A 24,478-nucleotide genomic window follows, 5' to 3' on the forward strand; every position below is an offset into this window, starting at 1 on the left:
AGGGAGGATCATGGGGCGAGGGCGATGATCAGGCCGGTCGCCAGCGGGATCAGCCAGAGCAGGGCGCAGGCGCGCCGATAGAGCTTCAGGCCGCGTTCAAGGTCGTCGGCGGTCGGGCGCGGCTCGTCGCCGAAGAGGGGGCGGGCGACGATCTGCCCGTCATAGCGGGCCTCGCCGCCGAGTTGGACGCGTAGCGCGCCGGCCATGGCGGCCTCGGGCCAGCCGGCGTTGGGCGAGGCGTGCTTGCGGGCGTCGCGGAGCATGGTCCGCCAGCCGCCGCCGCCGGCCAGGGCGATCAGGGCGCCGGCCAGTCGCGCGGGGACCAGGTTCAGCAGGTCGTCCGTCCGCGCCGAGGCCCAGCCGAACGCGCGCCACCGCGGCTCCATGTGCCCGACCAGGCTGTCGGCGGTGTTGACGCTCTTGTAGACGAACAGGCCCGGCAGGCCGCCGATCAGCAGCCAGAGGGCGGGGGCGACGACGCCGTCGTTGAAGCTTTCCGCGAGGCTCTCCAGGGCGGCCGCCGCCACGCCCTCGTCGTCGAGCGCCTCGGTGTCGCGCCCGACGATCCGGCCGACCGCCGCGCGCGCCGCCGGCAGGTCGCCGGCCCGCAGCGGCGCCAGGACGGCGGCGACGTGGTCGTGCAGGCTGCGCTGGGCCAGGCCCGTCGTGGCGACCAGGGCGATCAGGGTCAGGGCCGGGAGGCTGGCGCCCAGGGCGAGGTGCACCGCCGCGCCCAGCGCGGCGGCGGCCAGGACCAGCAGCAGGACAAGGACCACGCCCAGCGCCCGGCGTCGCGTGTCCGAGGCGGTCGGCTGGTTCCAGCGCCGCTCCAGGCCCTCGATCAGCGCGGCCGGCCAGGCGACCGGATGCTTCAAGCCGGCCGGATAGCCCAGCACCGCCTCCAGGCCCAGGGCCAGGGCCGCGACCCAGGGCCAGGGCGTGGTCTCATCCATCCGCGCGGCCGATCAGCTCGATCAGGGGACCGGCCGCGCCGGGCACGATGGCGGCGTCCACGCCGTAGGCCTGCTTCAGCACTGCCGGCGTCAGGGCGGCCGCCGGCGCTGCGTCGGCGATCAGGACGCCGTCCGTCAGCACCAGCACCCGGTCGGCCAGGCGAAGGGCCACGCCCAGGTCGTGCAGGGTCATGACCACGCCGTGGCCGTGCTCGACGGCGAAGGCGCGCATCAGGTSGACGGTGTCCAGCTGGTGGCCGGGATCGAGGCCGGCCAGCGGCTCGTCGGCCAGCAGCCACGACGGCTCGCCCGCCAGCACCCGGGCCAGCAGGGCGCGGGCCCGCTCGCCGCCCGAGAGGGTCAGGACGTCGCGATGGGCCAGGCCGGTCATGCGGGTGCGGACCAGGGCGGCCTGGACGGCGGCGTGGTCGGCGTCGCTGAGGCCCCGTGCGCCGCTATGCGGGGTGCGGCCCAGCCCGACCAGGGTCTCGACATCCACCGCCCAGGCCACCTCGGGCGTCTGGGGCAGGAAGCCGATGCGTTTGGCGCGGTCGCGATGGCCCAGGGCCAGGATCGGCTCGATCCCCAGCGACACCCGGCCGGCGTCGGGGCGGCGCAGTCCGGCCAGGCACGCCAGAAGGGTCGACTTGCCCGCGCCGTTGGGACCGACGATGGCCGTGACCTCTCCCGGGCGGAACCGGGCGCTCACCCCGGCCAGCACCGCCTGGCCGCCCAGGGCGACGGTCAGGGTTTCGGCGACGAGGTCGTTCATGCCCTTCTCCTTCAGGCCGCTCTCCTTCATGCCAGCCTCCGGCGCATCGAGATCAGCAGGGCCAGGAAGAACGGCCCGCCCACGGCGGCCATGGCCACCCCCAGCCGGACCTCGGCGGCCGAGGGCGTCAGCCGCACCACGATGTCGGCGGCCAGGACCAGGACCGCTCCGGCCAAGGCGCTGGGGGCCAGCAGGGCGCCCGGCTGGTGGCCAACCAGCGGCCGCATCAGGTGCGGCACAATCAGGCCGACGAAGCCGATCATGCCGGTCACCGCCACGCTGGCGCCGGACGCCAGGCCCACACCGACGGCCAGCAGCACGCGCGTCAGGTTCAGGTCCACGCCCAGGGCCTTGGCGCCGGTCTCGCCCAGCGTCAGGGCGTTCAGCGCCCGGCCCAGGAACAGCATCAGGCCCGAGCCGACGGCGATGAAGGGCAGGGCCCGCCAGACGTCGTCGGCGCTGCGGTCGGCCAGCGAACCCAGCAGCCAGTTGATGATCTCCTGCGCCGCCCAGGGGCTGGGGGCCAGGCTCAGCGCCAGGGCGACGCCGGCGCTGGCGACGGTGTTGAGGATCACCCCGGCCAGGATGAAGGTGATGGCGCCGCTGGTCCCGCCCGCCAGCACCAGCATGACCGCGACGCCGACGATCGCGCCGATCATGGCGGCGACGAACAGCAGCCAGGGCGTGGAGAGGCCCAGGCTCAGATACATGGTCATCACCGCCCCGAGGGCCGCCATGGACGACACGCCCAGCACGCMGGGATCGGCCAGCGGGTTGCGGGTGTAGCCCTGCATGGCCGCGCCGGAGAGGCCCAGGGCGGCGCCGACCGCGACCGCCAGGACGGTCCGGGGCAGGCGCAGCTCGAAGATGATCGCCCAGCGTGGATCGTGGCCGGCCGACGACCAGGCGCTCCACGGCACCCAGACGCGGCCGGCCATCAGCGACAGGCCGCTCAGCAGCAGCACCAGCAGGCAGAGCCCGCCCAGCAACAGCAGGCGTTTGGTCATGCGGTGGCTCCCAGGACTTGTCGGCGGGCGGCGGCCAGGGCGGCGGCGGTGTCCATCAGGCCTGGACCGCCGCAATAGAGCAGCCGCTCGGGGAACACCGCCCGGGTCATGCGCGGCGAGATGCTGGCCAGGGCCGGGTGGTTGAGGATGCGTTCGGCCCAGGTCGGCGCGTTGGGCGCGGCCTGGCCGGCCAGCAGCACCTCGGGCGGATCGGCCAGCAGCCGTTCCAGCGAGACGTTGCCCCATTTCTTCAGGCCGTAGCGCTGGGCGACGTTCACGAAGCCGGCGCGGCGCATCATCTCGTCGACCAGGGTGCCGTGACCGGCGGCGAAGCCGTTGGGCTGGAAGACCAGGGCGGTGACCGGGCGGGTTCCCGGAGGCGGCGCGGCCTTGGCCATGGCCGCCTCGACCCGAGCGATCAGCGCCTCGCCGCGCTCGGGATGGCCGGCGGCCTCGGCGATGCGGCGGATCTGGGCCTGGTTCTCGACCCAGCTGTTGGGCACCTTGAACAGCTCGGTGCGGATGCCCAGCCGCTTCAGGGCCGCGCGGGTGGCGGGCGAGGAGTGGGCGGCTGTCAGCACCACGTCGGGCCGCAGGGCGATCACCTCCTCGGCGCTCTCATAGGTGATCGGATAGGTGCGGGCGATCGCCGCGATGCTCGACTGCTGCGGATCGCGGGCGTAGTGGCTCAGCGCCACGATCTGGGCGCGGTCGGCCACGTGGACCAGCACCGCGTCCAGGCAGGGATTGAGCGAGATGACGCGCGGCAGGGCGCGGGCGCCGGCGACGCCGCCGGCAAAGCCCGCCGCCAGGCCGGTTCCGACCGCCGCGCGTCGTGTGAGACCGGTCAAAACTCGACCCCGCGCTGGGCCTTGAAGCCCTGCTCGAACGGATGCTTGACCAGGGTCATCTCGGTGACCAGGTCGGCGATCTCCAGCAACTGGGGCTTGGCGTTGCGGCCGGTCAGGCACACGTGCTTGTCGTCGGGCCGCGCCTTCAGCACCGCCACCACCTCGTCGATGTCGAGATAGTCGTAGCGCAGCGCGATGTTGATCTCGTCCAGCAGCACGAAGTCCAGCTTGGGGTCGGCGATCATCTCCTGCGACACCAGCCAGGCGGCCTGGGCGGCGGCGACGTCGCGCTCGCGGTCCTGGGTGTCCCAGGTGAAGCCTTCGCCCATCACCTCGTAGCGGACCTGGTCGGGGAACTTGCTGAAGAACAGGCGCTCGCCGGTCTTCCACTTGCCCTTGATGTACTGGACGACGCCGACCTTGAGGCCCCAGCCCAGGTTGCGCGCCACCATGCCGAAGCCGGCCGAGGACTTGCCCTTGCCGTCGCCGGTGTGGACCAGCAGCAGTCCCTTCGCGAGGGTCTTGGTCTCCATCATCGCGTCGCGCTCGGCCTTGAGGGCCTTCATCGCCTCGGCGTGCTTGGCGTTGCGGTCTTGGGCGTTCAGGTCGTCGCTCATCAGAGGGTCTCCAGGGCGTCGGCGAGGCGGAGCCAGTCGGCTTTCGGACCGGGCAGGCCGAAGCGGATCAGCGTCTCGTCCCAGGGGAAGGGGCGGGTGAGGATGCCGGCCCGGGCCAGGGCCTCGAACCGGCGCGGCGCGTCGGCGGCCCGCGCCAGGCGGAACAGGGTCGCGCCGCCGGCGATCTCGAACCCGGCGGCGCGGAGCAGGCGGTCCAGCTGCACGGTGTCCTCGATCAGGCGCAGCCGGGTCTGGGTCGCCCAGGCGGTGTCGGGATAGGCGGCCAGGCCGGCGGCGATCGTCGGCCCCGGCACGGGCCAGTCGCCCAGCGCCTGGCGGACGCGGGCGGCCAGGGCCGGCTCGGCGATCAGGAAGCCCAGGCGCACGCCGGCCAGGCCGTAGAACTTTCCGAACGAGCGCAGGACCATCAGCCGCTCGAAGCCGGACGTCCCGGCTTGCGAGGCGACCGACCCGGACGGATCGACATCGACGAAGGCCTCGTCGACCAGCAGTGCTCCGTCGGCCAGGTCCAGGACTTGGTCGGGCGGCAGGAGGCGGCCGGTCGGATTGTCCGGATTGACCAGGACGCGCAGGTCGGCCGACCGGTCGCCGGGGGCGACGATCTCGGCGCCGGCCGCGCGCCAGGCCTCGGCGTGGCCGCCGTAGGTGCGGGCCGAGATCGCGATCCGCCGCCCTTCGAGCAGGTGCGGCAGCAGGCGGATCAACGCCTCGCTGCCGGCCCCCGCGACGACCCGCGCGGGGTCCTCGACCCCGAACGCCGCCGCCGCGACCCGTTCCAGGGCCCGCAGGGACTCCGGATCGGGCAGCCGCGACCAGGTCTCCGGCGCGAACGCCGGGACCGGATAGGGGTGGGGGTTGATCCCCGTCGACAGGTCGATCCAGGGCGTCGGCGCGTCCGGCCAGGCCGTCCGCGCCGCGCCGAGGCGTCCGCCGTGGCCGAGCAGGGCCGCCGGCGTCGCCATGGTTAGAACCTCGCCCGCACGCCGGCGAAGGCGCCGCGACCCAGGGTCCCGTAGCGGTAGAGGGTCTCGTACTGCTGGTCGAACAGGTTCTCGACCCGGCCGTACAGCTCGAACGTGTCGTTGATCGGGTAGGAGACCCGCACGTCGGTCAGCACGTAGCTCTTCAGCCGCCGGGTGTTGGCGGCGTTGTCGAAGCTGTGGCCGACATACTGCATCGTCACCCCGGCGGTCAGGCCGTTCGGCAGGCTCAGCTCGGCGTCGGCGTTGGCGGTCTCGCCGGCCCGGCGCACCAGGTCCTTGCCGTAGTTGGCGCCCGCCGACTTATTGACCGCGTCCATGTTGGTGTAGTTGGCCGACAGGGTCAGCAGTGAATTCACCTCGAAGCTGCCCTCCACCTCGACGCCGTCGGCCTGGGTCTTGGCGGTGTTGGCGTAGCCGCCGAAGTTGGGCGGGATGTTGTTCGACAGGAAGTCGATCTGGTTGGTGGTGTCCCGGTTGAAATAGGTGACCGAACCGCGCAGGCGGCCGTCCAGGACGCTGTGCTCGACGCCGATGTCCCAGCTCTTGGCCTCTTCAGGCTTCAGGGCCGTGTTCCCGTAGTCGCTGTACAGCTGGTACAGCGACGGGGCCTTGAAGCCTTCGCCGTAGTTGGCGCGGAAGATCGTGGCGCCGTCGTTCGGGGTCCAGGTGGCGCCGGCCTGGAAGGTGGTGGCGCTGCCGAAGGTGTCGTGGTCGTCGTAGCGGACGCCGCCGGTCAGGGTCAGGCCCGCGACGGGCTTGGCCTGCAACTGGCCATAGACGCTGTCCATTCCGGTGGCGTGGCGGTCGGCCGTGGGGTTCGGGTCGAAGTCGGACGGCGCGGCGGTGCGGAACCAGGTGCGCTCGGTCTCGGCGCCGAACACCGCGCGCCAGACCGGATTGATCGTCCAGGTGCCCTGGTATTCCAGGCTGTTGTCGGTGCCCCGGGCGTCGAAGGTCTTGGTGGTGACGGCCTGGTCGGGGTTGTAGTTGTCGCGATCGGTCTGGGTGTACGAGTAGCCGATCCGGCTCTCCAGGGCGCCGTCGAAGCTGGTCAGGCGCGTGCCCAGATAGCTGACCAGTTCCTTGGTCTTGCCGTACTCCGCGGTGTCGGCGAAAGCGAAGGCCGGGGCGGGGAAGCCGTCGAACTCGTTGCGGCCGGCGGCGTAGGACAGCCGGGCGTCCACCGTCGCCCATTCGGCGACCTTCAGGTCCAGGCGGCCGCTGACGGCGGTGTTGTGGTAGCCGTCCTTCTCCTTGCCGCCCATGGCCTCGTCGAAGTTGGAGACGCCGGCGGTGGTGTAGGACCCCGCCGCCAGTCGCCAGCCGCCCCAGTCGCCGCCGGCCCCGACGCCGACGCGGGCGTAGGCCGTGGCGCGCGAGCCGCCCTCGACCGTGGCGTCGCCTGACAGCGGACCGTCCGGGGTCTTGGTGATCATGCTGACCACGCCGCCGATGGCCTGGCTGCCCCACAGGGTGGACTGGGGACCGCGCAGCACCTCGATGCGGTCGACGTCGCCGGCCAGCAGGGTGGCGAAGTTGTAGCCGCCGCCCGTCGACGAGGGGTCGTTCAGCTTGACGCCGTCGATCAGCACGGCGGTCTGGTCGGTCTCGGCGCCGCGGATGCGCACCTGGGTCGAGCCGCCCACGCCGCCGTTGCGGGTGACGGTGACGCCGGGCGTGCGCGACAGCAGGTCGGACACCACCACGGCCTGGCGCTGGCGCAGGATCTCGGCGGTGATAACGGTCGTGCTGACCGGGGTCTCCGACAGCTTGTCGGCGGCGCGGCCGGCGGTGACGACCACCTGGTCGACGGCGTTGGCGTCGTCCAAGGTTTCGGCGGCCAGGGCGAAGCCCGGCGCAGCGAGGGCGGGAAGGGCGGCCACCAGGGCCAGGACGGAAATCGAGCGCATGTTCAGGTCCTCCGTGCGCAGCAACGAAGGCAAGCCCGAGGATTCGGGCCGGCCAGACGATGTCGCCACGGGGGAAGAACCCCATCGTTCGGCGCACCCCGGCCGGACGAAGGACGACCGCGACGGGCAGGTCTCCTGGCTCACGGGTCATTGCCGGTGCGTGTCGCCTTCCCAGCCTTTCTCCGAAAAGAAGGGCCAGTGGCATGTGACACGCGGGCTCGCCGCTTACAGTTGCGGGGGCAGCCCGGGTTTCGCACCCGAGTTCCCTTTTCATCCTCTTTCGAGGAACCTGTCGCGAGAGCTGCACTATATGTTGCGCCGCACACGGTCAATCTGACTGGCAATCTGGAGCGCGTCTTGTCGTTCACCCTCGTCCTGGGCGGAGCCCGATCCGGTAAAAGCGCCTTCGCGCAAGGCGCGGCCGAGGCCAGGGCGGCGGAAACGGGCGGCCGGCTGGTGATGGTGGCCACGGCCCAGGCCTTCGATTCGGAGATGGCCGAGCGCATCGCGCGGCACCGCGAGGATCGGGGATCGGCCTGGACCAYGGTCGAGGCGCCAATGGACCTCGCCGCCGCGCTGGACGGCCTGGTCGCCGGCGACGTGGTGGTGGTCGACTGTCTGACCCTGTGGCTGTCGAACCTGATGCTGGACGACCGCGATTTGGCGAAGGCGGCGGCCGAACTGGTCGCGGTGGTCGGGCGGTTCGAAGGGGCGCTGTGGCTGGTGTCCAACGAGGTCGGGTTCGGCATCGTGCCCGACAACGCCCTGGCCCGGCGGTTCCGCGACGAGGCCGGGCGGCTGCACCAGGCCCTGGCCCAGGCCGCCGAGGCCGTGACCCTGGTCGTGGCCGGCCTCACCCTGCGGCTGAAATGAGAAAAACTCGATTGAGCGCCGGAATTCCACGTCTAGGGTGTGGATAACAACCGTCGCTCACGCGGATGGGCGGCGCTCCGGGAGGACGCCATGAACGCCTTTACCCCGATCACCGCTTCGGAAACGCCTGACTACGCCGGTCTCACCGTGACGCCCGCCGGTACGGTGCTCGGGGCCGAGATCTCAGGCGTCGACCTGCGCCAGCCGCTGACGCCGGAGAGCGTGGCGGCCATCCGCACGGCGCTGCTGCGGCACAAGGTGGTGTTCTTCCGCGACCAGGACATCAGCCATGAGGATCATGTCCGTTTCGGCCGCTATTTCGGGGATTTGGAGGGGCATCCTGTCACCGCCCACGTGCCCGGCTTCCCCGAAATCCTGCACATCGAGGCCGCCGACGGCATGAAGCTGCGCGAGGAGATCGTGCCGATCGTCCGCGCCGCCAACAAGTGGCACACCGACGTCACCTTCCGCCCCGCGCCGTCGATGGGCGGAGTGCTGCGCATGCGGCACATGCCGCCGCTGGGCGGCGACACCCTGTTCGCCGACACCGCCGCCATCTATCGCGACCTGCCCGACAAGCTGAAGGACCGCATCGCCGACCTGAAGGCCGAGCACGACATCCTGCAGAGCTACGGCTACCGGGTGGACGAGGCCAAGCGGCAGGAGCTGCGCGCCGCCCATCCGGTGCAGGCCCACCCCGTGGTCCGCACCCATCCCGAGACCGGCGAGAAGCACCTGTTCGTCAACAAGGTCTTCACGACGCGGATCCTGGGCCTGCCCGAGGACGAAGCCGCCCAACTGCTGGCCGAACTGCTGGAGCGGGTGAAGACTCCCGAATACCAGGTCCGCTTCCGCTGGACGCCCAACGCCATCGTCTTCTGGGACAACCGCGCCACCCAGCACTACGCCATCCTCGACTACTGGCCGCAGGAGCGCATCGTCGAGCGGGTGACGATCCAGGGCGACGTCCCGTTCTGACGCGATCTGAGCTTGGCCGTGGAATAGCTTTTCGCGCCAAGGGCTTGTGGATAACTCTGTGAGTATCAGGCCTTCGACGCACGCCCCTCGACCCGGCGTTCCATCAGCAACAGGCTGAGCATCACCAGGAAGGCGAAGGCCAGCAGGGCGCCGGCCAGCTGGTGGGCCTTGTCCCATTCCAGGGCCTCGACCAGGCGGTAGATCTCGATCGACAGCACCTCTGTCTGGCCCGGGATGCCGCCGCCCAGCATCATCACCACGCCGAACTCGCCGATCGTGTGGGCGAAGACCAGCAGGGCGGCCACGGCGTAGCCGGGCAGGGCCAGGGGCAGGGCCACCCTCAGGAAGGCGTTCCAGGGCGAGGCGCCCAGGGTGGCGGCCGCCTCCAGCGGTTCGTCGCCCACGGCGATGAAGGCGTTGCGCAGCGGCTGGACGGCGAACGGCAGCGAATAGATCAGCGATCCGATCACCAGGCCCTGGAAGGTGAAGGCCAGGGTGCGCACCCCGAACGGGTGCAGCAGGGCGATCAGCGGGCTTTGCGGGCCGAGGGCGATCAGCAGGTAGAAGCCCAGGGCGGTCGGGGGCAGGACGATCGGCAGGGCCACCAGCGCCCCGATCGGCGTCCGCCAGCGCGACCGCCCCCGGGCCAGCCACCAGGCCAGGGGCGTGGACAGGACCAGCAGCAGGACGGTGGTGATCCCCGCCAGCTTGGCCGTCAGCCATGCGATCTCGAGCATGTCAGCGGGTCTCGATCTTGATCGGCGGCAGGGGCGGCATGGTTTCGGGGTGACCGGACCTTGGGTTATGTAGTCGATTTACATAACGAGGTTTCGCGCCTAGGTCACGGCCCAGGTCAGGACGGCGCGCATGAGGTTCCGATGTCCAACGACGGCGATCTGAGCGCTTCGCTGATCCTGCGCCGCGGCGGGCTGGCGCGGGTGGGCCAGGAGCGCGTCGCCCTGATCGAGGCCATCGAGGGCCTGGGATCGATAAGCGCCGCCGCCCGGCAACTGGGCCTAAGCTACAAGGGCGCCTGGGACGGGGTGCAGGCCCTGAACAACCTGTTCGACGCGCCCCTGGTGATCGCCAACGCCGGCGGCAAGGCCGGCGGGGCGGCGGTCGTCACGCCGCGCGGCCAGGCCGTGATCCGGGCGTTCCGCGAGGTGGAGCGCGAGATCGGCGCGGCCCTGTCGCGCCTGGAAGCAGGTCTGGCCGCCCCGGACGCCGACTTGGGCGACCTGTTCTGGAGCCTGGGTCTGCGCACCAGCGCCCGCAACGCCCTGCGCGGAACCGTCGTCGCGATCGAGGACGGCGAGGTGACCGCGAAGGTCACGCTCGACCTGGGCGGCGGCCTCGAGATCGCGTCGATCATCACCCGCCACAGTCGCGAGGAGCTGGGCCTGGCGCTCGGCAAGCCGGCCATCGCCCTGATCAAGTCCAGCTTCGTCGTCCTGGCCGACGACGGCCCGCTGGAAGAGACCGCCAACCGCCTGGTCGGGACCGTGGTGGACCGCGAGGACGGGCGCGAGGTCAGCGAGATCAGCCTGAGCCTGTCCGGGGGCAAGACCCTGGTCGCGACCGTGCCCGTCTTGGCGGCGCCCGGCATGGGCGAGCGCGCCGTGGCGGCCGTCGCCCCCTCCAACGTCATCCTCGCCGTCGAATAGGATCGCTTCGTGAAAACCCTCGCTCTCGCCCTCTGCTTCGCCGGCCTGGCCACCGGGGCCTTCGCTCAATCCGTGACCCTGAAGGGGCCCTCGGGCGAGGCGGCCAGCCTCAGCGCGGCGGACATCGCCGCCCTGCCGCGCGTCAGCGTCGCCTTCGACGCCCACGGCGAGAAGCACGTCTACGAGGGGCCGCTGCTGATCGACGTGGTGGCCAAGGTCGGGACCCCGACCGGCAAGGCCATCCACGGGCCGGAGATGGCCGACGTGGTGCTGGTCAAGGCGTCCGACGGCTACCAGGTGGCGTTCGGCCTGGCCGAGCTGGACCCGGGCACCCGCGCCAACCGCGTCATCCTGGCCGACAAGGCGGACGGCGCGCCGCTGAGCGGCAAGGACGGCGCCTTCAAGCTGGTGGCCGAGGGCGACCTGCGGCCCGCGCGGTCGGCGCGCATGGTGAACGAGATCGAGGTGCTGCGGTTGGCCGCCGCCAAGCCTCAGTGAAAGGTCGGCGGCTCGGGAGCGGGCTCGGCGGGCTCGTCGCGTAGCCGGACGGGCAGGGGATAGCCGTCGACCCGCAGGGCGGCGTTCAGGGCGCGCGCCAGCACCATGGTCGGCTGGGAATCGATCAGCAGCGGCTCGAGCAGCGTCTCGCCCGCCGCCGTCGCGGTTCCCGCCAGGCCGCACGAGACCATCAGCCGCTGCTCGTCCGTGGAAATGCCGCCGCAGGCCGGGCACTCCACCTGGATCGGCCGGCGCAGGCTGGCCTCGACCGACTGCATCCAGGCGACGAACAGTCCGCCGGTCCGGTTCGACGCCCGGAACGCCAGGGCCTGGGCGACCAGGCGGGCGGGGGATTCGCCCGCCGACCTCAGCACCGCCCAGTGCCGCATCGCGCCCAGGAGCAGCTTCTCGCCGACCGTCGGACCGGTGGTCCAGCGGAGGGGTGTGGAACTGGCGGTCATGGCGGCCTCCGCTCGGCGCTTGTTGCGAATAATTCGCATCATCTAGTCGCCAATCTTGTTGCGAGTCAATCGCAACAAGAGGGTGTTCGGTGCGCTGGACCGGCGGGCGTCAGCGGCCTAGGTTAAGGACTCGCCGCAACCCTTTCGCCGCACTGAGTCTTTGGAGCCCGAGCTGCCCGCCCCACCTTCGACGATCACGCCGATGGCCCGGTTGTACGGCGAGAAGCGGGCCAATCTGGTGCGCGTTTTCGCCGCCAGGCTGCGCTCGGTCAGCGAAGCCGAGGACCTGATCCAGGACCTGTTCCTGAAGGTGCAGGCCCTGGGCGAGGTGGAGGTCGAGGGCGACGGCTCGGCCCTGCTGTTCCGCATGGCCAACAACCTGATGCTCGACCGGCTGCGCAGCCAGACCCGCGCCAGCGCGCGCGACGGCGGATGGCGCAGCCTGCAAGGCGCCATGCTGGGCGACCAGCAGGTGGCCGACGTCCCGTCGGCCGAGGAGGTCGTGGCCGGCCGCCAGCGCCTGCGGCTGATGATGGCAGCGATCGACACCCTGCCGCCGCAGGTGGCGCGCGCCTTCAAGCTTCACAAGCTGGACGGTCTCAGTCACGCTGAGACCGCGGCCGCCATGGGGGTCAGTCGCAGTTCGGTCGAAAAGCATGTAAGCGCCGCCCTGAAGGCGCTGATGGCCAAGCTGTCATGAGGGCGACTATTGTTTCTGGAACGGGTTTTGGAGGTTCCGCCGACTTGGTGACGTCTTATCCTTGCGAGGACGCAACGTGGCGTCGGGACGGAGCGAAATGACGCGCGCCCAAACAGACATCGACGCCGAGACGTCCGAGGCCGCGATCGCGTGGCTGGTCCGCCTGCAGGGCGAGACCGTCACCGAGGGCGACTGGCTGGAGTTCGACGCCTGGCTGACCGCCTCGCCGACCCACGCCCAGGCCTATGACGACGCCCTGGCCTTCGATCGGGGGCTGGACCTCGACACGCGCTTTGCGGAAACCGCGCCCGTCGCCGCGCCCCTGGCGGCCAATGTGGTCCCGCTGCGACCGGCGCGGCGGGTCTGGATGTGGTCGGCCGGCGCCGCGATCGCGGCCGCCTTCGTGGCCGGCGCGGTCCTCGTGCCCAGCAAGGGCCTGATCGGCGGACACGAAACTACCTATGTGACCGGCGTCGGCGAGCGCAGGGCGATCGCCTTGGAGGATGGCTCGCGCATCGACATGAACGCCGCCTCGCGCGTGACCGTGCGGTTCGAGCGCCACGCGCGCCGGATCAAGATGGACGACGGCCAGGTGTTCTTCGACGTGGCCAAGGATTCCTCGCGACCGTTCCTGATCGCGGCGGGCGACACCCAGGTGCGGGTGGTGGGCACCCAGTTCGACGTCCGGCGTCGCGACGGGCAGGTGGCGGTCAACGTCCAGCGCGGCCTGGTCGAGGTGCGCCCCAACCTGGCCGCCGGCGCCACGCCGTTCCGGCTCAGGCCAGGGCAGGGGCTCTCGCACCGCGAGGGCCAGGCGGCGGACGCCAAACTCCAGGCCGTGGCCGTCGAGGAGGTCGCGGGCTGGCGCCAGGGTCGGCTGATCTATCGCGACCAGCCGCTTTCCCAGATCGCCGGGGACATGAACCGGCTTTTCCCGCGTCCGGTGAAGCTGGGCGACGCCAGGGTCGCCAATATGCGACTTTCCGGCGTGTTGATCGTCGACGAACAGGATGCGATGGTCGATAGACTGTCACACCTGCTTCCCGTCAAAACGACGACGACCGAAGACGCTATCGTGATCCGGGCGCGCTAGAGCCTTGCTGAAGGGCCTGGAATCGTTCGAAGCGCGAAGCTTGAGCTCTAGGGGGATAGAGCTGGAGCCCGATGATTTCGGAAACGGAATCCCAGCTTCGATTTCGATCTGACGAACCGGAGCGTTCCGGCGCGTTCGCCGTCGGCCGCCTTCCCCGCTTCCTCCTCCTGTCGATGGCGTCGAGCCTGGTCCTGGCCGGCCTGGTCCCGGCTGGAGCGGCGCAGGCCGCGCCGGCCCGCTTCGCCTTCAAGATCCCCGCCAAGCCCCGGTCCGAGGCGCTGATCGACCTGGGCCTGCAGGCGCGGGTCACGCTCGGGGGCGCGTCGTCCTGTCCGGGACGCAGCGGCCCCGTGGTCGGGACCCTGACCCTGCGCCAGGCGCTGGAGGCGGTGACGGCCGACGCGCCCTGCCGGTTCGAGATTCTCCCCAACGCCACGGTGGTGATCCATCCCGCCCCGACGGCGGCGCGCGCCAAGCCGCCGGTCGCCGCCGCCCCGACGGCGCCGGTGGCCGTCGCCGCCCTCGACGGCGTGATCGTCACCGCCACCAAGCGCCCGACGCGCCTGGGGGCCGCGGCGGGCGGCGTCAGCGTGATCAGCGCCGAACGGCTGAGCGACACCGGCGCGATCGACACGACCAGCATCTCCCAGCAGGCCGCGGGCTTCATCACCACCAACCTCGGCGCGGCCCGCAACAAGATCATGCTGCGCGGCCTGTCGGACGGCACCTTCACGGGCCGCACCCAGCAGACCGTCGGCACCTATCTCGACAACATCCCCCTGACCTACAACGCGCCCGATCCGGACCTGCGCCTGATCGACGTCGATCGGGTGGAGATCCTGCGCGGCCCCCAGGGCGCGCTCTACGGCGGCGGATCGCTGAGCGGGGTCTACCGGATCGTCTCCACCAAGCCGGTGCTGAACGAATGGTCGGGATCGGTCCTGGCCGGCGCGGCGGCCACGGAATCCGGCTCGCCCAGCAGCCGCCTGGAAGGCGTCCTCAACCTGCCGGTCGCCACCGACCGCGCGGCGGTCCGTCTGGTGGCCTACAGCGACGTGGATGGCGGCTATGTCGACGACGTCAACCTGCGCCTCTCGAACGTCGACCGCACCACGCGGATCGGCGGCCGGGCGGCCGTTTCGGTGGCGATCGATCCGGACTGGTCGATCACGCTCTCCGGCGCCCGCCAGGACCTGCACGCGACGGACAGCCAGTACACCACCCCCGGGCTGGGCGGCCAGAAGCGCGCCAACCAGGTGCGCGAGACCCACGATAACGTCCTGCAGCAAGGCGCGCTGACGATCACGGGCGCGGGCGACTGGGGACGGTTCGTATCGTCGACGGGCTATGTCCGCCACCGGTTCGCCAGCCGGTTCGACGCCACGGCGGCCCTGAACGGCGCCGGCGCGGCCTCGGTCGATGTCGGCCTGTTCGACGAGGCCAGCAAGGTGCGGATGCTGGTGGAGGACGCCGTGCTGTCGTCGCCCGACGGCGACCGCTTCCGCTGGCTGGTCGGGCTGTACGGCCTGGCCAGCCTCGAGGACAACGACGGCGAACTGCGGGCCCGCACCGCCTACAATCCGTCGCGCCTGATCTATCTGGAGGCCCGTCGCGATCGGCGGCGCGAACTGGCGCTCTATGGCGAGACCGCCTACGACCTGGGCGGCGGCTGGACCGCCAGCCTGGGCGGACGGGCGTTCCGCAGCGAGGTCCACACCACCTCGATGGTCGAGGCCCCGTCGCCGGGGCAGTCGCGCGACATGGACCGCAAGGCGCGTTTCACGGGCATCTCGCCGAAATTCTCGCTCCAGCGCACCTGGGCCGGCGGCGGGCTGGTCTATCTGCTGACCTCGGAAGGCTATCGCTCGGGCGGCTTCAACTCGGGCGGCCTGGTCGCGCCGTCGGCCCTGCGCGGCTCGTTCAAGCCCGACCATCTGCGCAACTACGAGATCGGCGCCAGCGTCCGGCCCTGGGACGGGCGCATGATCCTGCGCACGGCGCTGTTCCATGATGTCTGGACCGACATCCAGACCGACCAGTACCTGAGCTCGGGCCTGTCCTACACGGCCAATGTCGGCGACGGACGCAACACCGGCCTGGAGGTCGAGGCGACCATGCTGGCGACCCAGGGCCTGACCCTGGAGCTCAACGCCCTGTTCAACCGTCCCCGCCTGAGCAAGGTGGACCCCAACTTCGCCTCGGCGGCCCAGAGCGAGCTTCCCGGCGTGCCGGACGTCTCGGCCGGCGCCATGATGCGCTATCAGAAGGACCTGACCGCCAGCCGGCGTCTGGTGCTGACCACCGAGGTCGAATATGTGGGCCAGTCGCGCCTGACCTTCGATCGCCGGCTTTCCCCGTCGATGGGCGGCTATGTCACCGGCCGCCTTTCGGCCGAGCTGGCGGTCCGGGACTGGCGCTGGACCCTGGCGGTCACCAACCCCGCGAACGCCTCCAGCGACACCTTCGCCTACGGCAATCCGTTCAGCTTCGGCCAGGTGCGCCAGGTCACGCCGCTGCGGCCCCGTACCTGGAGCCTGCTGGTTTCGCGGGACTTCTAGGCGTGTCCGGCCAGGGGCTCCGGCCGGTCCGTCTCGCGCGAACGCGGAAAAAGTTCTGAGGTTCCCTGAGCTTGGCGACGTCTCTTCTCTGACGGGGGCAGATTCGGAAGGCGCCCCCAGGTCGGGGAAATTCTATGTCTGTCCTGTCAGGACTTGTCTGCGTCCACAACGAGGAGGCGCGGCTGGCCGAATGTCTGGAGCGCCTGGCGTTCTGCGACGAGATCGTCGTGGTCGCCGATCGCTGCACGGACCGCAGTGAAGCCATCGCCCGCAAGATGGGCGCGCGGGTCGTTTCGGGCATCTTCCCCGTCGAGGGGCTGCGCAAGGAGGCCGGCGTCGCGGCCTGTCGCGGCGACTGGATTCTCGAGCTGGACGCCGACGAGGCGGTGACGCCGGCCCTGGCCCGCGAAATCCGCGAGACCGTCGCTCGTTCGACCGCTGACTGGCACCAGGTGCCCGTGGACAACTATGTGGGCGCTCAACTGGTGCGCCACGGCTGGGGCGGCTCCTTCGGCGCGTCGTCGGTGGCCCGTCTGTTCCGCAGGGGCGTGAAGAGCTGGAAGAGCGAGCGGGTCCATCCCGGCACGATCTTCACGGGCGTCTACGGCGGCCGGCTGCACAACGCCATCCTGCACAAGGTCGACGACGACATCGCCGACATGGTCCAGCGCCTGAACCGCTATACCGCCCTGCGCGGCCAGGACCTGGCCGACAGCGGCAAGATCAAGAGCCTGTGGGACGACCTGTTCCGGGGCGTGCGCCGGTTCTACAAGTGCTACGTGTCGCGCAAGGGTTACAAGGAGGGCGACATGGGTTTCCTGATCGCCATCATGGCCGGCCTCTATCCGTTGCTCTCGAACCTGAAGGCGCGCGAGATCCGGGCGTTGAACGGCGTCCAGACCGTGCATTCCGGGGGCGGCGCGGTGATCGGCCTGACCGTCGAGGATACCCGGCTGGGTCATTCGGCCTAGGCCCTGATCGTGTCGTTGCATCGTCTTCTGATCGCGATCCTGATCGGGCCGGAGCTGGCCCGATGGAAGGCCCGCGGCCATGCGCCGGTGTTCTGGTGGCGCGACGACGACGCGCGTCGGCCCACGCCGGCGCTCGACCGCCTGCTGGCCCTGTCGGTGCGCTTCGAGGCGCCGATCACCCTGGCGGCCGTGCCGGACGGCGACATCGCGGCCCTGGCCAAGGCCTGCCGCGCGATCCCCGACGCGGAGCTGGCCGTTCACGGCTTCCGACATGAGAACCGGGCGCCGCCGGGCTGGCCTTCGGGCGAGGTCAACGACCTGGATCGCCTGGCCGACGTGGTCTCCGACCTGGCCACGGCGGTCGACGTCTTCCGCCGCGCCGGCGTCAGGCCCAGCCTGTTCGTGCCGCCGTGGAACAACGCCCATCCGACCCTGAAGCAGGCCTTGGCCCTGCGGGGCCTCGGCCTGTCCTGCTACGGCGAGATGCGCGGTCCCGCCGAGCCCGATCGCCTCGACGCCCACCTGGACGTCATGCGCTGGAAGCCGGCGCCGCGGTTCCGGGGCGCGGTGCGCTTCCTGATGCGGACCCGCCGGTTGCTGGTCGAGCGCCGCGCGGCGGGGGCGTGGGACGAGCCGGTGGGCCTGCTGACCCATCACCTCGATCATGACGAGGGCGCCTGGCGCTTCCTCGAGGCCTTCCTGCCGGTCGCCAGACCGGTCGCCCGCGCGGTCCTCCGCCGGGCCAGGCCCGGCGCKAGCGTCGCCGGCGTCCAGGCCGCGCTCAAGGCCGGCTAGGGCAGGGCGCTCCGGCCGTCGATCCGCCCGCGCGTCGCGCGCACTGGGGAAATCCATAAATATCAAGGGTTTGACGGAGGTTCTTATCCCGTCCGGGCATGAAATCTTCATGCGAACAGGAATATTCACGCTCATGATAGTGAGTGTTGACAGCGGGCGACCTCGGGTGCAGCCTCGCTGACATAAGCGTCGGCATTCACGATCGGCGCACGGGGAGATAAGCGCATGAAGGTAGTTCTTCTCGCGACGGCGTGCGCCGCCGCGCTGGTGTCGACGTCCGTGGCCGCCCAGGCCCAGACCGCGTCTCCTGCGGCCCAGGACAAGGCCGCCGGCTCATCCGACAGCACTCAGCTCAACGAGGTCGTGGTCACCGCGACCCGCCGCAATGAGAAGCTGCAGGACGTGCCGCTCAGCGTCACCGCCTTCTCGCAGAAGGACCTGACGGCCAAGGGCATCGTCGGCTACGAGGGCCTGGCGCGCGAAACGCCCGGCGTCGTGCTCAACAAGCCCACCGCCAACTTCAACAACTTCACCGCCCGGGGCGTCGCCACCAACGGCTATGGCGCCAACCTGCAGAGCACGGTCGCGATCTATATCGACGAACTGCCGATCTCGACGATCGGCAACACCACGGTGCTGGATCCCAACCTCTACGACCTGGAGCGGGTCGAGTTCCTGCGCGGCCCGCAGGGCACGCTGTTCGGGTCCGGCTCGCTGTCGGGCGCGCTGCGCATCCTGACCAAGAGCCMCGACCTGGACGAATACGACGCCTCGGCCCTGGTCGACTTCGGCCTGACCGGGTCGGATTCCTTCCGCCAGCGCTACAACGGCATGGTCAACCTGCCGATCGTCAAGGACGAGCTGGCCCTGCGTGTGGTCGGCTTCTACCGGCACGAGGAAGGCTATGTCGACAACCTCGGGACCGGGATCCACAACTCCAACACCCTGGTCGACGGCGGCGGGCGCGCGACCCTGCTGTGGAAGCCGACCGACCGCCTGTCGGTCAAGCTCCTGGCCTCCTACGAGAAGAGCAATCCCAAGGACTCCTCGCTGATCATCCCGTCGCTGGGACGCAACAAGCGCATCTCCGACCGGCCCGACCTCTTCGTGGGCAAGCTGACCAGCTACAACGCCACGGTCGACTACCAGTTCGACGGGGCGCACCTGACCAGCTCGTCGACCTATTCGATGTTCGACCAGAAGTTCTGGGTCGACCTGGCCGGCACCTTCGGCGCCTCCGGCATCGCCTTCGGCCTGGACGCCAACGGCTACCAGAGCACCTTCGTCGAGGAGGCGCGCCTGGCGTCCGATCCCGGCGGCAAGTTCGACTGGGTGGTCGGCGGCTTCTATCTCGATCGCCGCCTGGACGTGGACTACTTCTACCGGTCCTCGCCGCAGTACCTGGCGTCCCACGGCATCACCGGCCTGCCGGACGAGTACTATCAGCGCCAGTACACCCACATCAATTCGCACGAACTGGCTGGCTTCGGCGAGCTGACCTATCACATCAACGACAAGCTCTGGCTGACCACCGGCATGCGCTACGGCGGCACCGACGCCCAGGGCTTCACCGAGGGCGGCTACAACAGCGCCTATCTGACCTATGCGATCTTCGGCATCTCGGGACCACTGGCCATGGTGCCGATCCCGGCCGCGGCGGGCGTGAAGGCCAAGGCCACCAAGCCGTCCTACAAGCTCAGCCTGTCGTACAAGCCGTCGTCCAACATGACGACCTACGCGACGGTCTCGACGGGCTTCCGCACTCCGGTGGTCAACGCCTTCGCCGGCCGGCCCAGCGTGGTCAACCCCAACGACTTGATCATCCCCTACGGCGCCGACTCCGACGACCTGACCAACTACGAGGTGGGGCTGAAGGGCCGCTGGTTCGACGGCACGCTCAGCGCCAACCTCGCGGCCTATCTGATCGACTGGAGCAACATCCAGGTCCAGGCCAACCGCGTCTCGGACTCGGTGCAGTTCGCCACCAATATCGGCGGGGCGATCAGCAAGGGGATCGAGTTCGAGGTCGTGGTCGCCCCGGCGACGGGCCTGACCGTGGGGCTGAACGGCTCGTTCAACGACGCAAAGGTCACCAAGCTGACCCCGGCCGAGGCGGCCATCTCGGGCGCCGTGGACGACGCCCGCCTGGCCGCGCCGCACTTCCAGGGCTCGCTCTACGTGAACTACGGCTTCGACCTGTCGCCCAAGGCCCGGGCCAACGCCTCGGTGGTGTTCCAGCACGTCGGGAACTATCCGGGCTCGTTCCCCAACGTGCCGGGCCAGCCGGGCGTGGTCAGCCCGACCTACGGCTTCACCGACGCCTACGAGAACGTCAACGCCAACTTCGCGGTGGCCATGGATCGCCTGACGGTCGGGGCCTATGTCGAGAACCTCTTCGACAACCACTCGATCACCTATGTCCACCCCGAGGCGTTCCTGGCCAGCCGCTACGCCACGCTGCGGCCGCGGACGGTGGGCGTGCGCCTGGGCTACGACTTCTAGGCCGGCGAAGATCGTCGCACCGCCCCGACCGCGCGTTCGACGCGGTCGGGGCGGGCGCCAGGAGGAGAGACTTCCGATGTCGTTGCTTCCCCGGGGCCTGGCCCTGGCCGTCGCGCTCTTGGCGGCGACCCCGGTGTCGGCCCAGTCGTCCGGACCGGTGGTCCAGACGTCGGCCGGCGCCGTCCAGGGCGCGGCGGCCGGCGACCTGAACGTCTACAAGGGGCTGCCCTATGCGGCGCCGCCCACCGGCTGGCGGCGATGGCGTCCGCCGGCCGAGGCGTCCGCCTGGAAGGGCGTGCGCGACGCCACGAAATTCGGCCCGGCCTGCTACCAGCCCAAGGGTCCCGCCGGCGTCTACACCAGCGACGTGGGGCCGATGAGCGAGGACTGCCTKACGCTGAACGTCTGGGCGCCGGCCAAGGCGGACAAGGCCCCGGTGCTGGTGTGGATTCACGGCGGAGCCTTGACCACGGGCGCGAGCAGCGAGCCGATCTATGACGGCGCCAGGCTGGCCGAGCGGGGCGTGGTGGTGGTGTCGATCAACTACCGGCTCGGCGTACTGGGCTATCTGGCCCATCCCGAGCTGAGTAAGGAATCCCGCGAGGGCGTGTCGGGCAACTACGGCCTGCTGGACCAGATCGCCGCCCTGCGCTGGGTGAAGGCCAATATCGCGGCGTTCGGGGGCGACCCGTCGAACGTCACCATCGCCGGCGAGTCCGCCGGCGGGCTCAGCGTCATGTACCTGATGGCCGCGCCCCAGGCCCGAGGGCTGTTCCACAAGGCGATCACCCAGAGCGCCTACATGATCTCGACCCCGCAGTTGCGGGCCAGCGCGTTCGGCGACTATCCGGCCGAGACCGTCGGGACCTACGTGGCCTACAAGCTGGGCGCCAAGGACCTGGCCGCCTTGCGGGCGATGAGCCCCGGCGAACTGACCGATGCGGCCGCCAAGGCCGGCTACGCGCCGTTCGGCACGATCGACGGCCGCGTGCTGCCCCGCCAGCTGGTCGACGTGTTCGACCTGGGCGAACAGGCCCGCGTGCCGATCCTGGCCGGCTTCAACAGCGGCGAGATCCGTTCGCTGCGGGTCCTGGCGCCGCCGGTCCCGGCCGACGCGGCGACCTACGAGGCGGAAATCCGCAAGCGCTATGGCGACCTGGCCGAGGCTTATCTGAAGCTCTATCCCTCCGCCGACCTGGCCGAGAGCGTGCTGGCGACGCCGCGCGACGCGCTCTATGGCTGGACGGCCGAGCGCCTGGTCGCCAAGCAGACGGCCGTGGGGCAGGCCGGCTTCCTCTACCTGTTCGACCACGGCTACCCCGCCGCCGAGGCGGCCGGCCTGCACGGCTTCCACGCGAGCGAGATCCCCTACGTCTTCGGCACGACCGACCGGACGGCCCCGGCCTGGCCCAGGATCCCGGCCACGCCGGAGGAGACGGGCCTGTCGGACGCGATGGTCGGCTACTGGACCGCCTTCGCCCGCGACGGCGTCCCCAGCGCCCAGGGGCGGCCGACTTGGCGTCCCTACGGCGCCGACCGCGCCTACATGGCCTTCGCCGATGGCCCGAAGCCCGGCGAGCACCTGATGTCCGGCATGTACGAACTGAACGAGCAGGTCGTCTGCCGCCGCCGGGCCAAGGGCGGCGTCCCGTGGAACTGGAACGTGGGGATCCTTTCGCCGCCCTTGCCGCCGGCGGACCCCCGATGCTGACCACGGGATCGTCCGCCGACCGCACATGCCTCTGGCGTCCACCGGCAAGTTCGCCAAGATGAGGTCGAGATTCAAATTAGGGGACTGATGAGTCCGGTCCCATCCGGTTTCCCAAGCTTGAGACGGAAAGAAGTCTATTGTCCGAAGACGTAAAACCCCGGCGGCGCTCCACCAAGGCGGAGCAGCGCGCCGAGACGATGGAGCAGATCCTCGACGCGGCCGAATATCTGTTCTCCAAGCACGGGCTCTACGGCGTGACGCTGAAGGACGTGGCCAAGCGGGTGGGCGTCCACCACACGCTGCTGAACTACTATTTCGAGGACAAGCAGAAGCTGTTCGACGCGGTCTTCGCCCGTCGGGCGGTGATCACCAACGAGCGGCGCATGAAGGCGCTGGACGCCTACGACGCCGAGGCGGGCGACAAGCCCACGGTGGAGGGGGCTCTGCGCGCCTTCCTGGACACGGACCTGGACCTCTATACTGAGGGCGGGGAGGGCTGGAAGAACTACGCCGCCCTGGGCGCCCTGGTCGCCAACACCCCCGAATGGGGCGCGGCGCTGATGGACGAGCATTTCGATCCCGTCGTCCTGCGCCTGATCGCCATCCTGCGGAAGGCGCTGCCGGGCTGCAGCGAGGCCGATATCTTCTGGGGCTATCACTTCGTCACCGGGGCCCTGATGTTGACCCTGGCCCGCACGGGCCGCATCGACAAGCTGTCTGGCGGGGTGTGCCGGTCCGACGACTTCATGGCCGTCAAGGAACGCATGGCCTCGTTCATGGCGGCCGGCTTCCTCCAGGTTTGCGGGAAGAGCGCCGCCAAGGCCGGGGGCTGAGGTCCCCGTCTAGATCGCCAGGCGCTGGAAGGCCCGGTCGTGGGCCACCAGTGGCTGGCCGGGGGCTAGCGTCACCGCCGCGGCCGTGGCGATGAACACGGTGTGCGTACCGGTGTCGATCCGCTGATCGATGGTGCAGGTGGTGGTCGACAGGCCGCCCCGGTAGGTCGGCGGCGCCTCGTCCGTCAGCCGCCAGGCTTCGGGCGAGAAGCGCTCGTGGCTCAGGCTGGAGCTCGAGAAGCGCAGGGCCTCGGCCTCGTCATGTTCGGCCAGGATCGCCACGCCGCACCGTTCCGCCCGGACCAGGACGTCGTGGCTGGACGCTTCCTTGCGGACGCAGAACAGGAAGCGCGGCGGATCGACCGACAGGCCCGTGATCGAGCTGACCAGCAGGCCCCTGGGCGTGGCGCCGTCCCAGCAGGAGATGATCGCCACGCCGCTGGCCAGCCGGGCCAGGGCCTCCTTGAAGGCCCCCGGCGCGATCGGCGGATCGACCGGCGAGGCGTGGAGATCGTAGGGCGGTTCGGCGCCGGACGAGGCGTCGGCGAACGGCGTGGCGTTCGGCCAGGAAGCGTCGCCCAGCCAGCGCGGATCGGCGTCGTAGGCCATTGTCCTAGCCCGCCGCGGCCGTCGGGTTGGCGTCGCGCTGGGCGACCAGATCGCGGACCAGCGGGATCAGGTCACGGCCGTAAGCGACCGCGTCGTCCAGCGGATCGAAGCCGCGGATCAGGAAGGTCGAGACGCCCAGGTCGTAGTAGTCGAGCAGCGCCTCGGCCACCTGTTGCGGCGTACCGACCAGGCCGGTGGAGTTGCCCGCCGCGCCGGTGACGGCCGCGACGCCGGTCCACAGGCGCTTGTCCAGCCGCGTGCCCTGTTTGGCGGCGTCCAGCAGCCGTTGCGAACCCGCGTTGGGTGGCGTGTGGCCCGTGGTGGGCAGGCCGGCCTTTTCCCGCAGGGCCTTGGTCTGGGCGACGATGGCGTCGGCCTTGGCCCAGGCCGCCTCTTCGGTCTCGGCGATCACCGGCCGCAGGGACAGCGAGAACTTCACCTGCCGGCCGTGCTTGGCGGCGGCGTGGCGGACCCGGGCGATGGTTTCGGCCACCTGGGCCTGGGTCTCGCCCCACAGGGCGAAGATGTCGGCGTGCTTGCCGGCCACCGGGATGGCCGCCTCGGACGAACCGCCGAAATAGACCGGTATCTGCGGCTTCTGCAGCGGCTTCACCCCGCCGAACGCCTGGACGACGTTGTAGTAGTCGCCCTTGTAGTCGAACGGCTTTTCGCTGGTCCATTCCTGGCGGACGATGTCCAGGTATTCACTGGTGCGGGCGTAGCGTTCGTCCTTGGTCAGATGATCGCCGTCCTTGGCCAGCTCGTCGTCCGAGCCGCCGGTGATGATGTGCACGGCCACGCGGCCGCCCGAGAACTGGTCCAGCGTCGCCAGCTGACGGGCGGCGACGGTCGGGGCGGTGAAGCCGGGACGGTGGGCGATCATGAAGCCCAGGCGCTGGGTCACCGAGGCGGCGTGGGCCACCACCAGCTGGCTTTCGGGCGAGGTCGAGCCGAAGGCGACCAGGGCGCGGTCGAAGCCGCCGTCCTCATGCGCGCGGGCGACGCGCTCGACATAGGTCCGATCGATCACGGGGCCCTGGGCCGGGTGGATCTCGGACTGATGCTGGGTGCCGATATAGCCGATGAACTCGACGGGCATGGAGGCGCTCCGATCTAGG

At 70.4% G+C, this 24,478-nt stretch carries 23 protein-coding genes and 1 riboswitch; of the genes, 12 read left to right on the forward strand and 11 right to left on the reverse strand.

Features of this window, described 5'->3' with window-relative positions; all coding sequences use genetic code 11:
- Positions 1 to 8: 8 nt before the first annotated feature.
- Genes cbiB through AC1U89_RS14015 form a run of 7 tightly spaced genes read right to left on the reverse strand, consistent with a single transcriptional unit; the run spans position 9 to position 7,114 of the window.
- Positions 9 to 953 (reverse strand): adenosylcobinamide-phosphate synthase CbiB, encoded by a 945-nt coding sequence (gene cbiB / locus AC1U89_RS13985; RefSeq protein ID WP_479900298.1) that lies wholly within the window; start codon positions 951 to 953, stop codon positions 9 to 11.
- Entirely contained in the window at positions 946 to 1,755 is an 810-nt protein-coding gene (locus AC1U89_RS13990) for an ABC transporter ATP-binding protein (RefSeq protein ID WP_479900299.1), read from the reverse strand. The genes cbiB and AC1U89_RS13990 overlap by 8 nt, the downstream gene beginning before the upstream one ends.
- The gene (locus AC1U89_RS13995; protein ID WP_479900300.1) at positions 1,752 to 2,732 is read right to left on the reverse strand and encodes a FecCD family ABC transporter permease; all 981 of its coding nucleotides are present in this window, start codon (positions 2,730 to 2,732) and stop codon (positions 1,752 to 1,754) included. Before AC1U89_RS13995 ends, AC1U89_RS13990 begins: the two co-directional genes overlap by 4 nt.
- Positions 2,729 to 3,583 (reverse strand): ABC transporter substrate-binding protein, encoded by an 855-nt coding sequence (locus tag AC1U89_RS14000; RefSeq protein ID WP_479900301.1) that lies wholly within the window; start codon positions 3,581 to 3,583, stop codon positions 2,729 to 2,731. The genes AC1U89_RS13995 and AC1U89_RS14000 overlap by 4 nt, the downstream gene beginning before the upstream one ends.
- Positions 3,580 to 4,200, reverse strand: a complete 621-nt coding sequence (gene cobO, locus AC1U89_RS14005) for a cob(I)yrinic acid a,c-diamide adenosyltransferase (RefSeq protein WP_479900302.1) — start codon at positions 4,198 to 4,200, stop codon at positions 3,580 to 3,582. Before cobO ends, AC1U89_RS14000 begins: the two co-directional genes overlap by 4 nt.
- A complete protein-coding gene (gene cobD / locus AC1U89_RS14010) occupies positions 4,200 to 5,183 on the reverse strand; it encodes a threonine-phosphate decarboxylase CobD (RefSeq protein ID WP_479900303.1) in 984 nt (327 codons plus the stop codon). Before cobD ends, cobO begins: the two co-directional genes overlap by 1 nt.
- 2 nt (positions 5,184 to 5,185) lie before the next feature.
- Positions 5,186 to 7,114 carry a TonB-dependent receptor plug domain-containing protein gene (locus AC1U89_RS14015; RefSeq protein WP_479900304.1) on the reverse strand — a complete coding sequence of 643 codons (1,929 nt, stop codon included), beginning with the start codon at positions 7,112 to 7,114 and terminating at the stop codon, positions 5,186 to 5,188.
- Between the two features lie 108 nt (positions 7,115 to 7,222).
- Positions 7,223 to 7,422, reverse strand: a riboswitch (cobalamin riboswitch).
- 49 nt (positions 7,423 to 7,471) lie between these two features.
- On the opposite strand from AC1U89_RS14015, the gene cobU reads away from it, so the two are divergent.
- Together cobU and AC1U89_RS14025 are read left to right on the forward strand one after the other, a co-directional pair.
- Positions 7,472 to 7,987 (forward strand): bifunctional adenosylcobinamide kinase/adenosylcobinamide-phosphate guanylyltransferase, encoded by a 516-nt coding sequence (gene cobU / locus AC1U89_RS14020; RefSeq protein ID WP_479900305.1) that lies wholly within the window; start codon positions 7,472 to 7,474, stop codon positions 7,985 to 7,987.
- A 90-nt stretch (positions 7,988 to 8,077) separates the two neighbouring features.
- Positions 8,078 to 8,965 (forward strand): TauD/TfdA dioxygenase family protein, encoded by an 888-nt coding sequence (locus tag AC1U89_RS14025; RefSeq protein ID WP_337684764.1) that lies wholly within the window; start codon positions 8,078 to 8,080, stop codon positions 8,963 to 8,965.
- A gap of 65 nt (positions 8,966 to 9,030) precedes the next feature.
- Here AC1U89_RS14025 and modB read toward each other — a convergent pair whose 3' ends face one another.
- Positions 9,031 to 9,702 carry a molybdate ABC transporter permease subunit gene (modB, locus tag AC1U89_RS14030; protein WP_479900306.1) on the reverse strand — a complete coding sequence of 224 codons (672 nt, stop codon included), beginning with the start codon at positions 9,700 to 9,702 and terminating at the stop codon, positions 9,031 to 9,033.
- 141 nt (positions 9,703 to 9,843) lie between these two features.
- On the opposite strand from modB, the gene AC1U89_RS14035 reads away from it, so the two are divergent.
- Complete coding sequence (locus tag AC1U89_RS14035; RefSeq protein ID WP_479900307.1) at positions 9,844 to 10,629, forward strand: TOBE domain-containing protein; 786 nt, start codon at positions 9,844 to 9,846, stop codon at positions 10,627 to 10,629.
- Positions 10,630 to 10,638: 9 nt separating this feature from the next.
- Positions 10,639 to 11,127 carry a molybdopterin-binding protein gene (locus tag AC1U89_RS14040; RefSeq protein ID WP_479900308.1) on the forward strand — a complete coding sequence of 163 codons (489 nt, stop codon included), beginning with the start codon at positions 10,639 to 10,641 and terminating at the stop codon, positions 11,125 to 11,127.
- Here the strand turns inward: AC1U89_RS14040 and AC1U89_RS14045 are convergent.
- Positions 11,121 to 11,588 (reverse strand): hypothetical protein, encoded by a 468-nt coding sequence (locus AC1U89_RS14045; RefSeq protein WP_479900309.1) that lies wholly within the window; start codon positions 11,586 to 11,588, stop codon positions 11,121 to 11,123. The two genes, AC1U89_RS14040 and AC1U89_RS14045, sit on opposite strands and share 7 nt — an antisense overlap.
- A gap of 202 nt (positions 11,589 to 11,790) precedes the next feature.
- Here AC1U89_RS14045 and AC1U89_RS14050 point away from each other — a divergent pair, with 202 nt between their 5' ends.
- The 8 genes from AC1U89_RS14050 (at position 11,791) to AC1U89_RS14085 (ending at position 22,751) form a co-directional block, all read left to right on the forward strand.
- Positions 11,791 to 12,288 carry an RNA polymerase sigma factor gene (locus AC1U89_RS14050; protein ID WP_479900310.1) on the forward strand — a complete coding sequence of 166 codons (498 nt, stop codon included), beginning with the start codon at positions 11,791 to 11,793 and terminating at the stop codon, positions 12,286 to 12,288.
- 97 nt (positions 12,289 to 12,385) lie between these two features.
- Positions 12,386 to 13,381: a FecR family protein gene (locus AC1U89_RS14055; RefSeq protein ID WP_479900311.1), complete on the forward strand. Its 996-nt coding sequence runs from the start codon at positions 12,386 to 12,388 to the stop codon at positions 13,379 to 13,381.
- A gap of 173 nt (positions 13,382 to 13,554) precedes the next feature.
- Positions 13,555 to 15,939, forward strand: coding sequence for a TonB-dependent receptor (locus AC1U89_RS14060; RefSeq protein WP_479900312.1), 2,385 nt, complete (start codon positions 13,555 to 13,557; stop codon positions 15,937 to 15,939).
- A 134-nt stretch (positions 15,940 to 16,073) separates the two neighbouring features.
- Entirely contained in the window at positions 16,074 to 16,910 is an 837-nt protein-coding gene (locus AC1U89_RS14065; protein WP_479900313.1) for a glycosyltransferase family 2 protein, read from the forward strand.
- A 9-nt stretch (positions 16,911 to 16,919) separates the two neighbouring features.
- Positions 16,920 to 17,705 (forward strand): polysaccharide deacetylase family protein, encoded by a 786-nt coding sequence (locus AC1U89_RS14070; protein ID WP_479900314.1) that lies wholly within the window; start codon positions 16,920 to 16,922, stop codon positions 17,703 to 17,705.
- 225 nt (positions 17,706 to 17,930) lie between these two features.
- Entirely contained in the window at positions 17,931 to 20,207 is a 2,277-nt protein-coding gene (locus AC1U89_RS14075) for a TonB-dependent receptor (RefSeq protein ID WP_479900315.1), read from the forward strand.
- A gap of 76 nt (positions 20,208 to 20,283) precedes the next feature.
- Positions 20,284 to 21,918 carry a carboxylesterase/lipase family protein gene (locus AC1U89_RS14080; protein WP_479900316.1) on the forward strand — a complete coding sequence of 545 codons (1,635 nt, stop codon included), beginning with the start codon at positions 20,284 to 20,286 and terminating at the stop codon, positions 21,916 to 21,918.
- Positions 21,919 to 22,055: 137 nt separating this feature from the next.
- Positions 22,056 to 22,751, forward strand: a complete 696-nt coding sequence (locus AC1U89_RS14085; protein ID WP_479900317.1) for a TetR/AcrR family transcriptional regulator — start codon at positions 22,056 to 22,058, stop codon at positions 22,749 to 22,751.
- Positions 22,752 to 22,760: 9 nt separating this feature from the next.
- On the opposite strand, the gene AC1U89_RS14090 is transcribed toward AC1U89_RS14085, so the two are convergent.
- Together AC1U89_RS14090 and AC1U89_RS14095 are read right to left on the reverse strand one after the other, a co-directional pair.
- Positions 22,761 to 23,360 carry a flavin reductase family protein gene (locus AC1U89_RS14090; protein ID WP_479900318.1) on the reverse strand — a complete coding sequence of 200 codons (600 nt, stop codon included), beginning with the start codon at positions 23,358 to 23,360 and terminating at the stop codon, positions 22,761 to 22,763.
- Between the two features lie 4 nt (positions 23,361 to 23,364).
- Entirely contained in the window at positions 23,365 to 24,459 is a 1,095-nt protein-coding gene (locus AC1U89_RS14095; RefSeq protein ID WP_479900319.1) for an LLM class flavin-dependent oxidoreductase, read from the reverse strand.
- Between the last annotated feature and the right edge of the window lie 19 nt (positions 24,460 to 24,478).

It is taken from the genome of Caulobacter sp. 05T431 (assembly GCF_056665975.1).

What these genes read in the sequence shown, in the direction of transcription:
- AC1U89_RS14060 (WP_479900312.1), top strand. Translation starts at nt 13,555, where the DNA reads ATGGCGTCGAGCCTGGTCCTGGCCGGCCTGGTCCCGGCTGGAGCGGCG.
- AC1U89_RS14025 (WP_337684764.1), top strand. Translation starts at nt 8,078, where the DNA reads ATGAACGCCTTTACCCCGATCACCGCTTCGGAAACGCCTGACTACGCC.
- AC1U89_RS14015 (WP_479900304.1), bottom strand. Translation starts at nt 7,114, where the DNA reads ATGCGCTCGATTTCCGTCCTGGCCCTGGTGGCCGCCCTTCCCGCCCTC.
- AC1U89_RS14050 (WP_479900310.1), top strand. Translation starts at nt 11,791, where the DNA reads ATGGCCCGGTTGTACGGCGAGAAGCGGGCCAATCTGGTGCGCGTTTTC.
- AC1U89_RS14055 (WP_479900311.1), top strand. Translation starts at nt 12,386, where the DNA reads ATGACGCGCGCCCAAACAGACATCGACGCCGAGACGTCCGAGGCCGCG.
- AC1U89_RS14095 (WP_479900319.1), bottom strand. Translation starts at nt 24,459, where the DNA reads ATGCCCGTCGAGTTCATCGGCTATATCGGCACCCAGCATCAGTCCGAG.
- AC1U89_RS14065 (WP_479900313.1), top strand. Translation starts at nt 16,074, where the DNA reads ATGTCTGTCCTGTCAGGACTTGTCTGCGTCCACAACGAGGAGGCGCGG.
- AC1U89_RS14035 (WP_479900307.1), top strand. Translation starts at nt 9,844, where the DNA reads ATGTCCAACGACGGCGATCTGAGCGCTTCGCTGATCCTGCGCCGCGGC.
- cbiB (WP_479900298.1), bottom strand. Translation starts at nt 953, where the DNA reads ATGGATGAGACCACGCCCTGGCCCTGGGTCGCGGCCCTGGCCCTGGGC.
- modB (WP_479900306.1), bottom strand. Translation starts at nt 9,702, where the DNA reads ATGCTCGAGATCGCATGGCTGACGGCCAAGCTGGCGGGGATCACCACC.
- cobD (WP_479900303.1), bottom strand. Translation starts at nt 5,183, where the DNA reads ATGGCGACGCCGGCGGCCCTGCTCGGCCACGGCGGACGCCTCGGCGCG.
- cobO (WP_479900302.1), bottom strand. Translation starts at nt 4,200, where the DNA reads ATGAGCGACGACCTGAACGCCCAAGACCGCAACGCCAAGCACGCCGAG.
- AC1U89_RS14045 (WP_479900309.1), bottom strand. Translation starts at nt 11,588, where the DNA reads ATGACCGCCAGTTCCACACCCCTCCGCTGGACCACCGGTCCGACGGTC.
- AC1U89_RS14090 (WP_479900318.1), bottom strand. Translation starts at nt 23,360, where the DNA reads ATGGCCTACGACGCCGATCCGCGCTGGCTGGGCGACGCTTCCTGGCCG.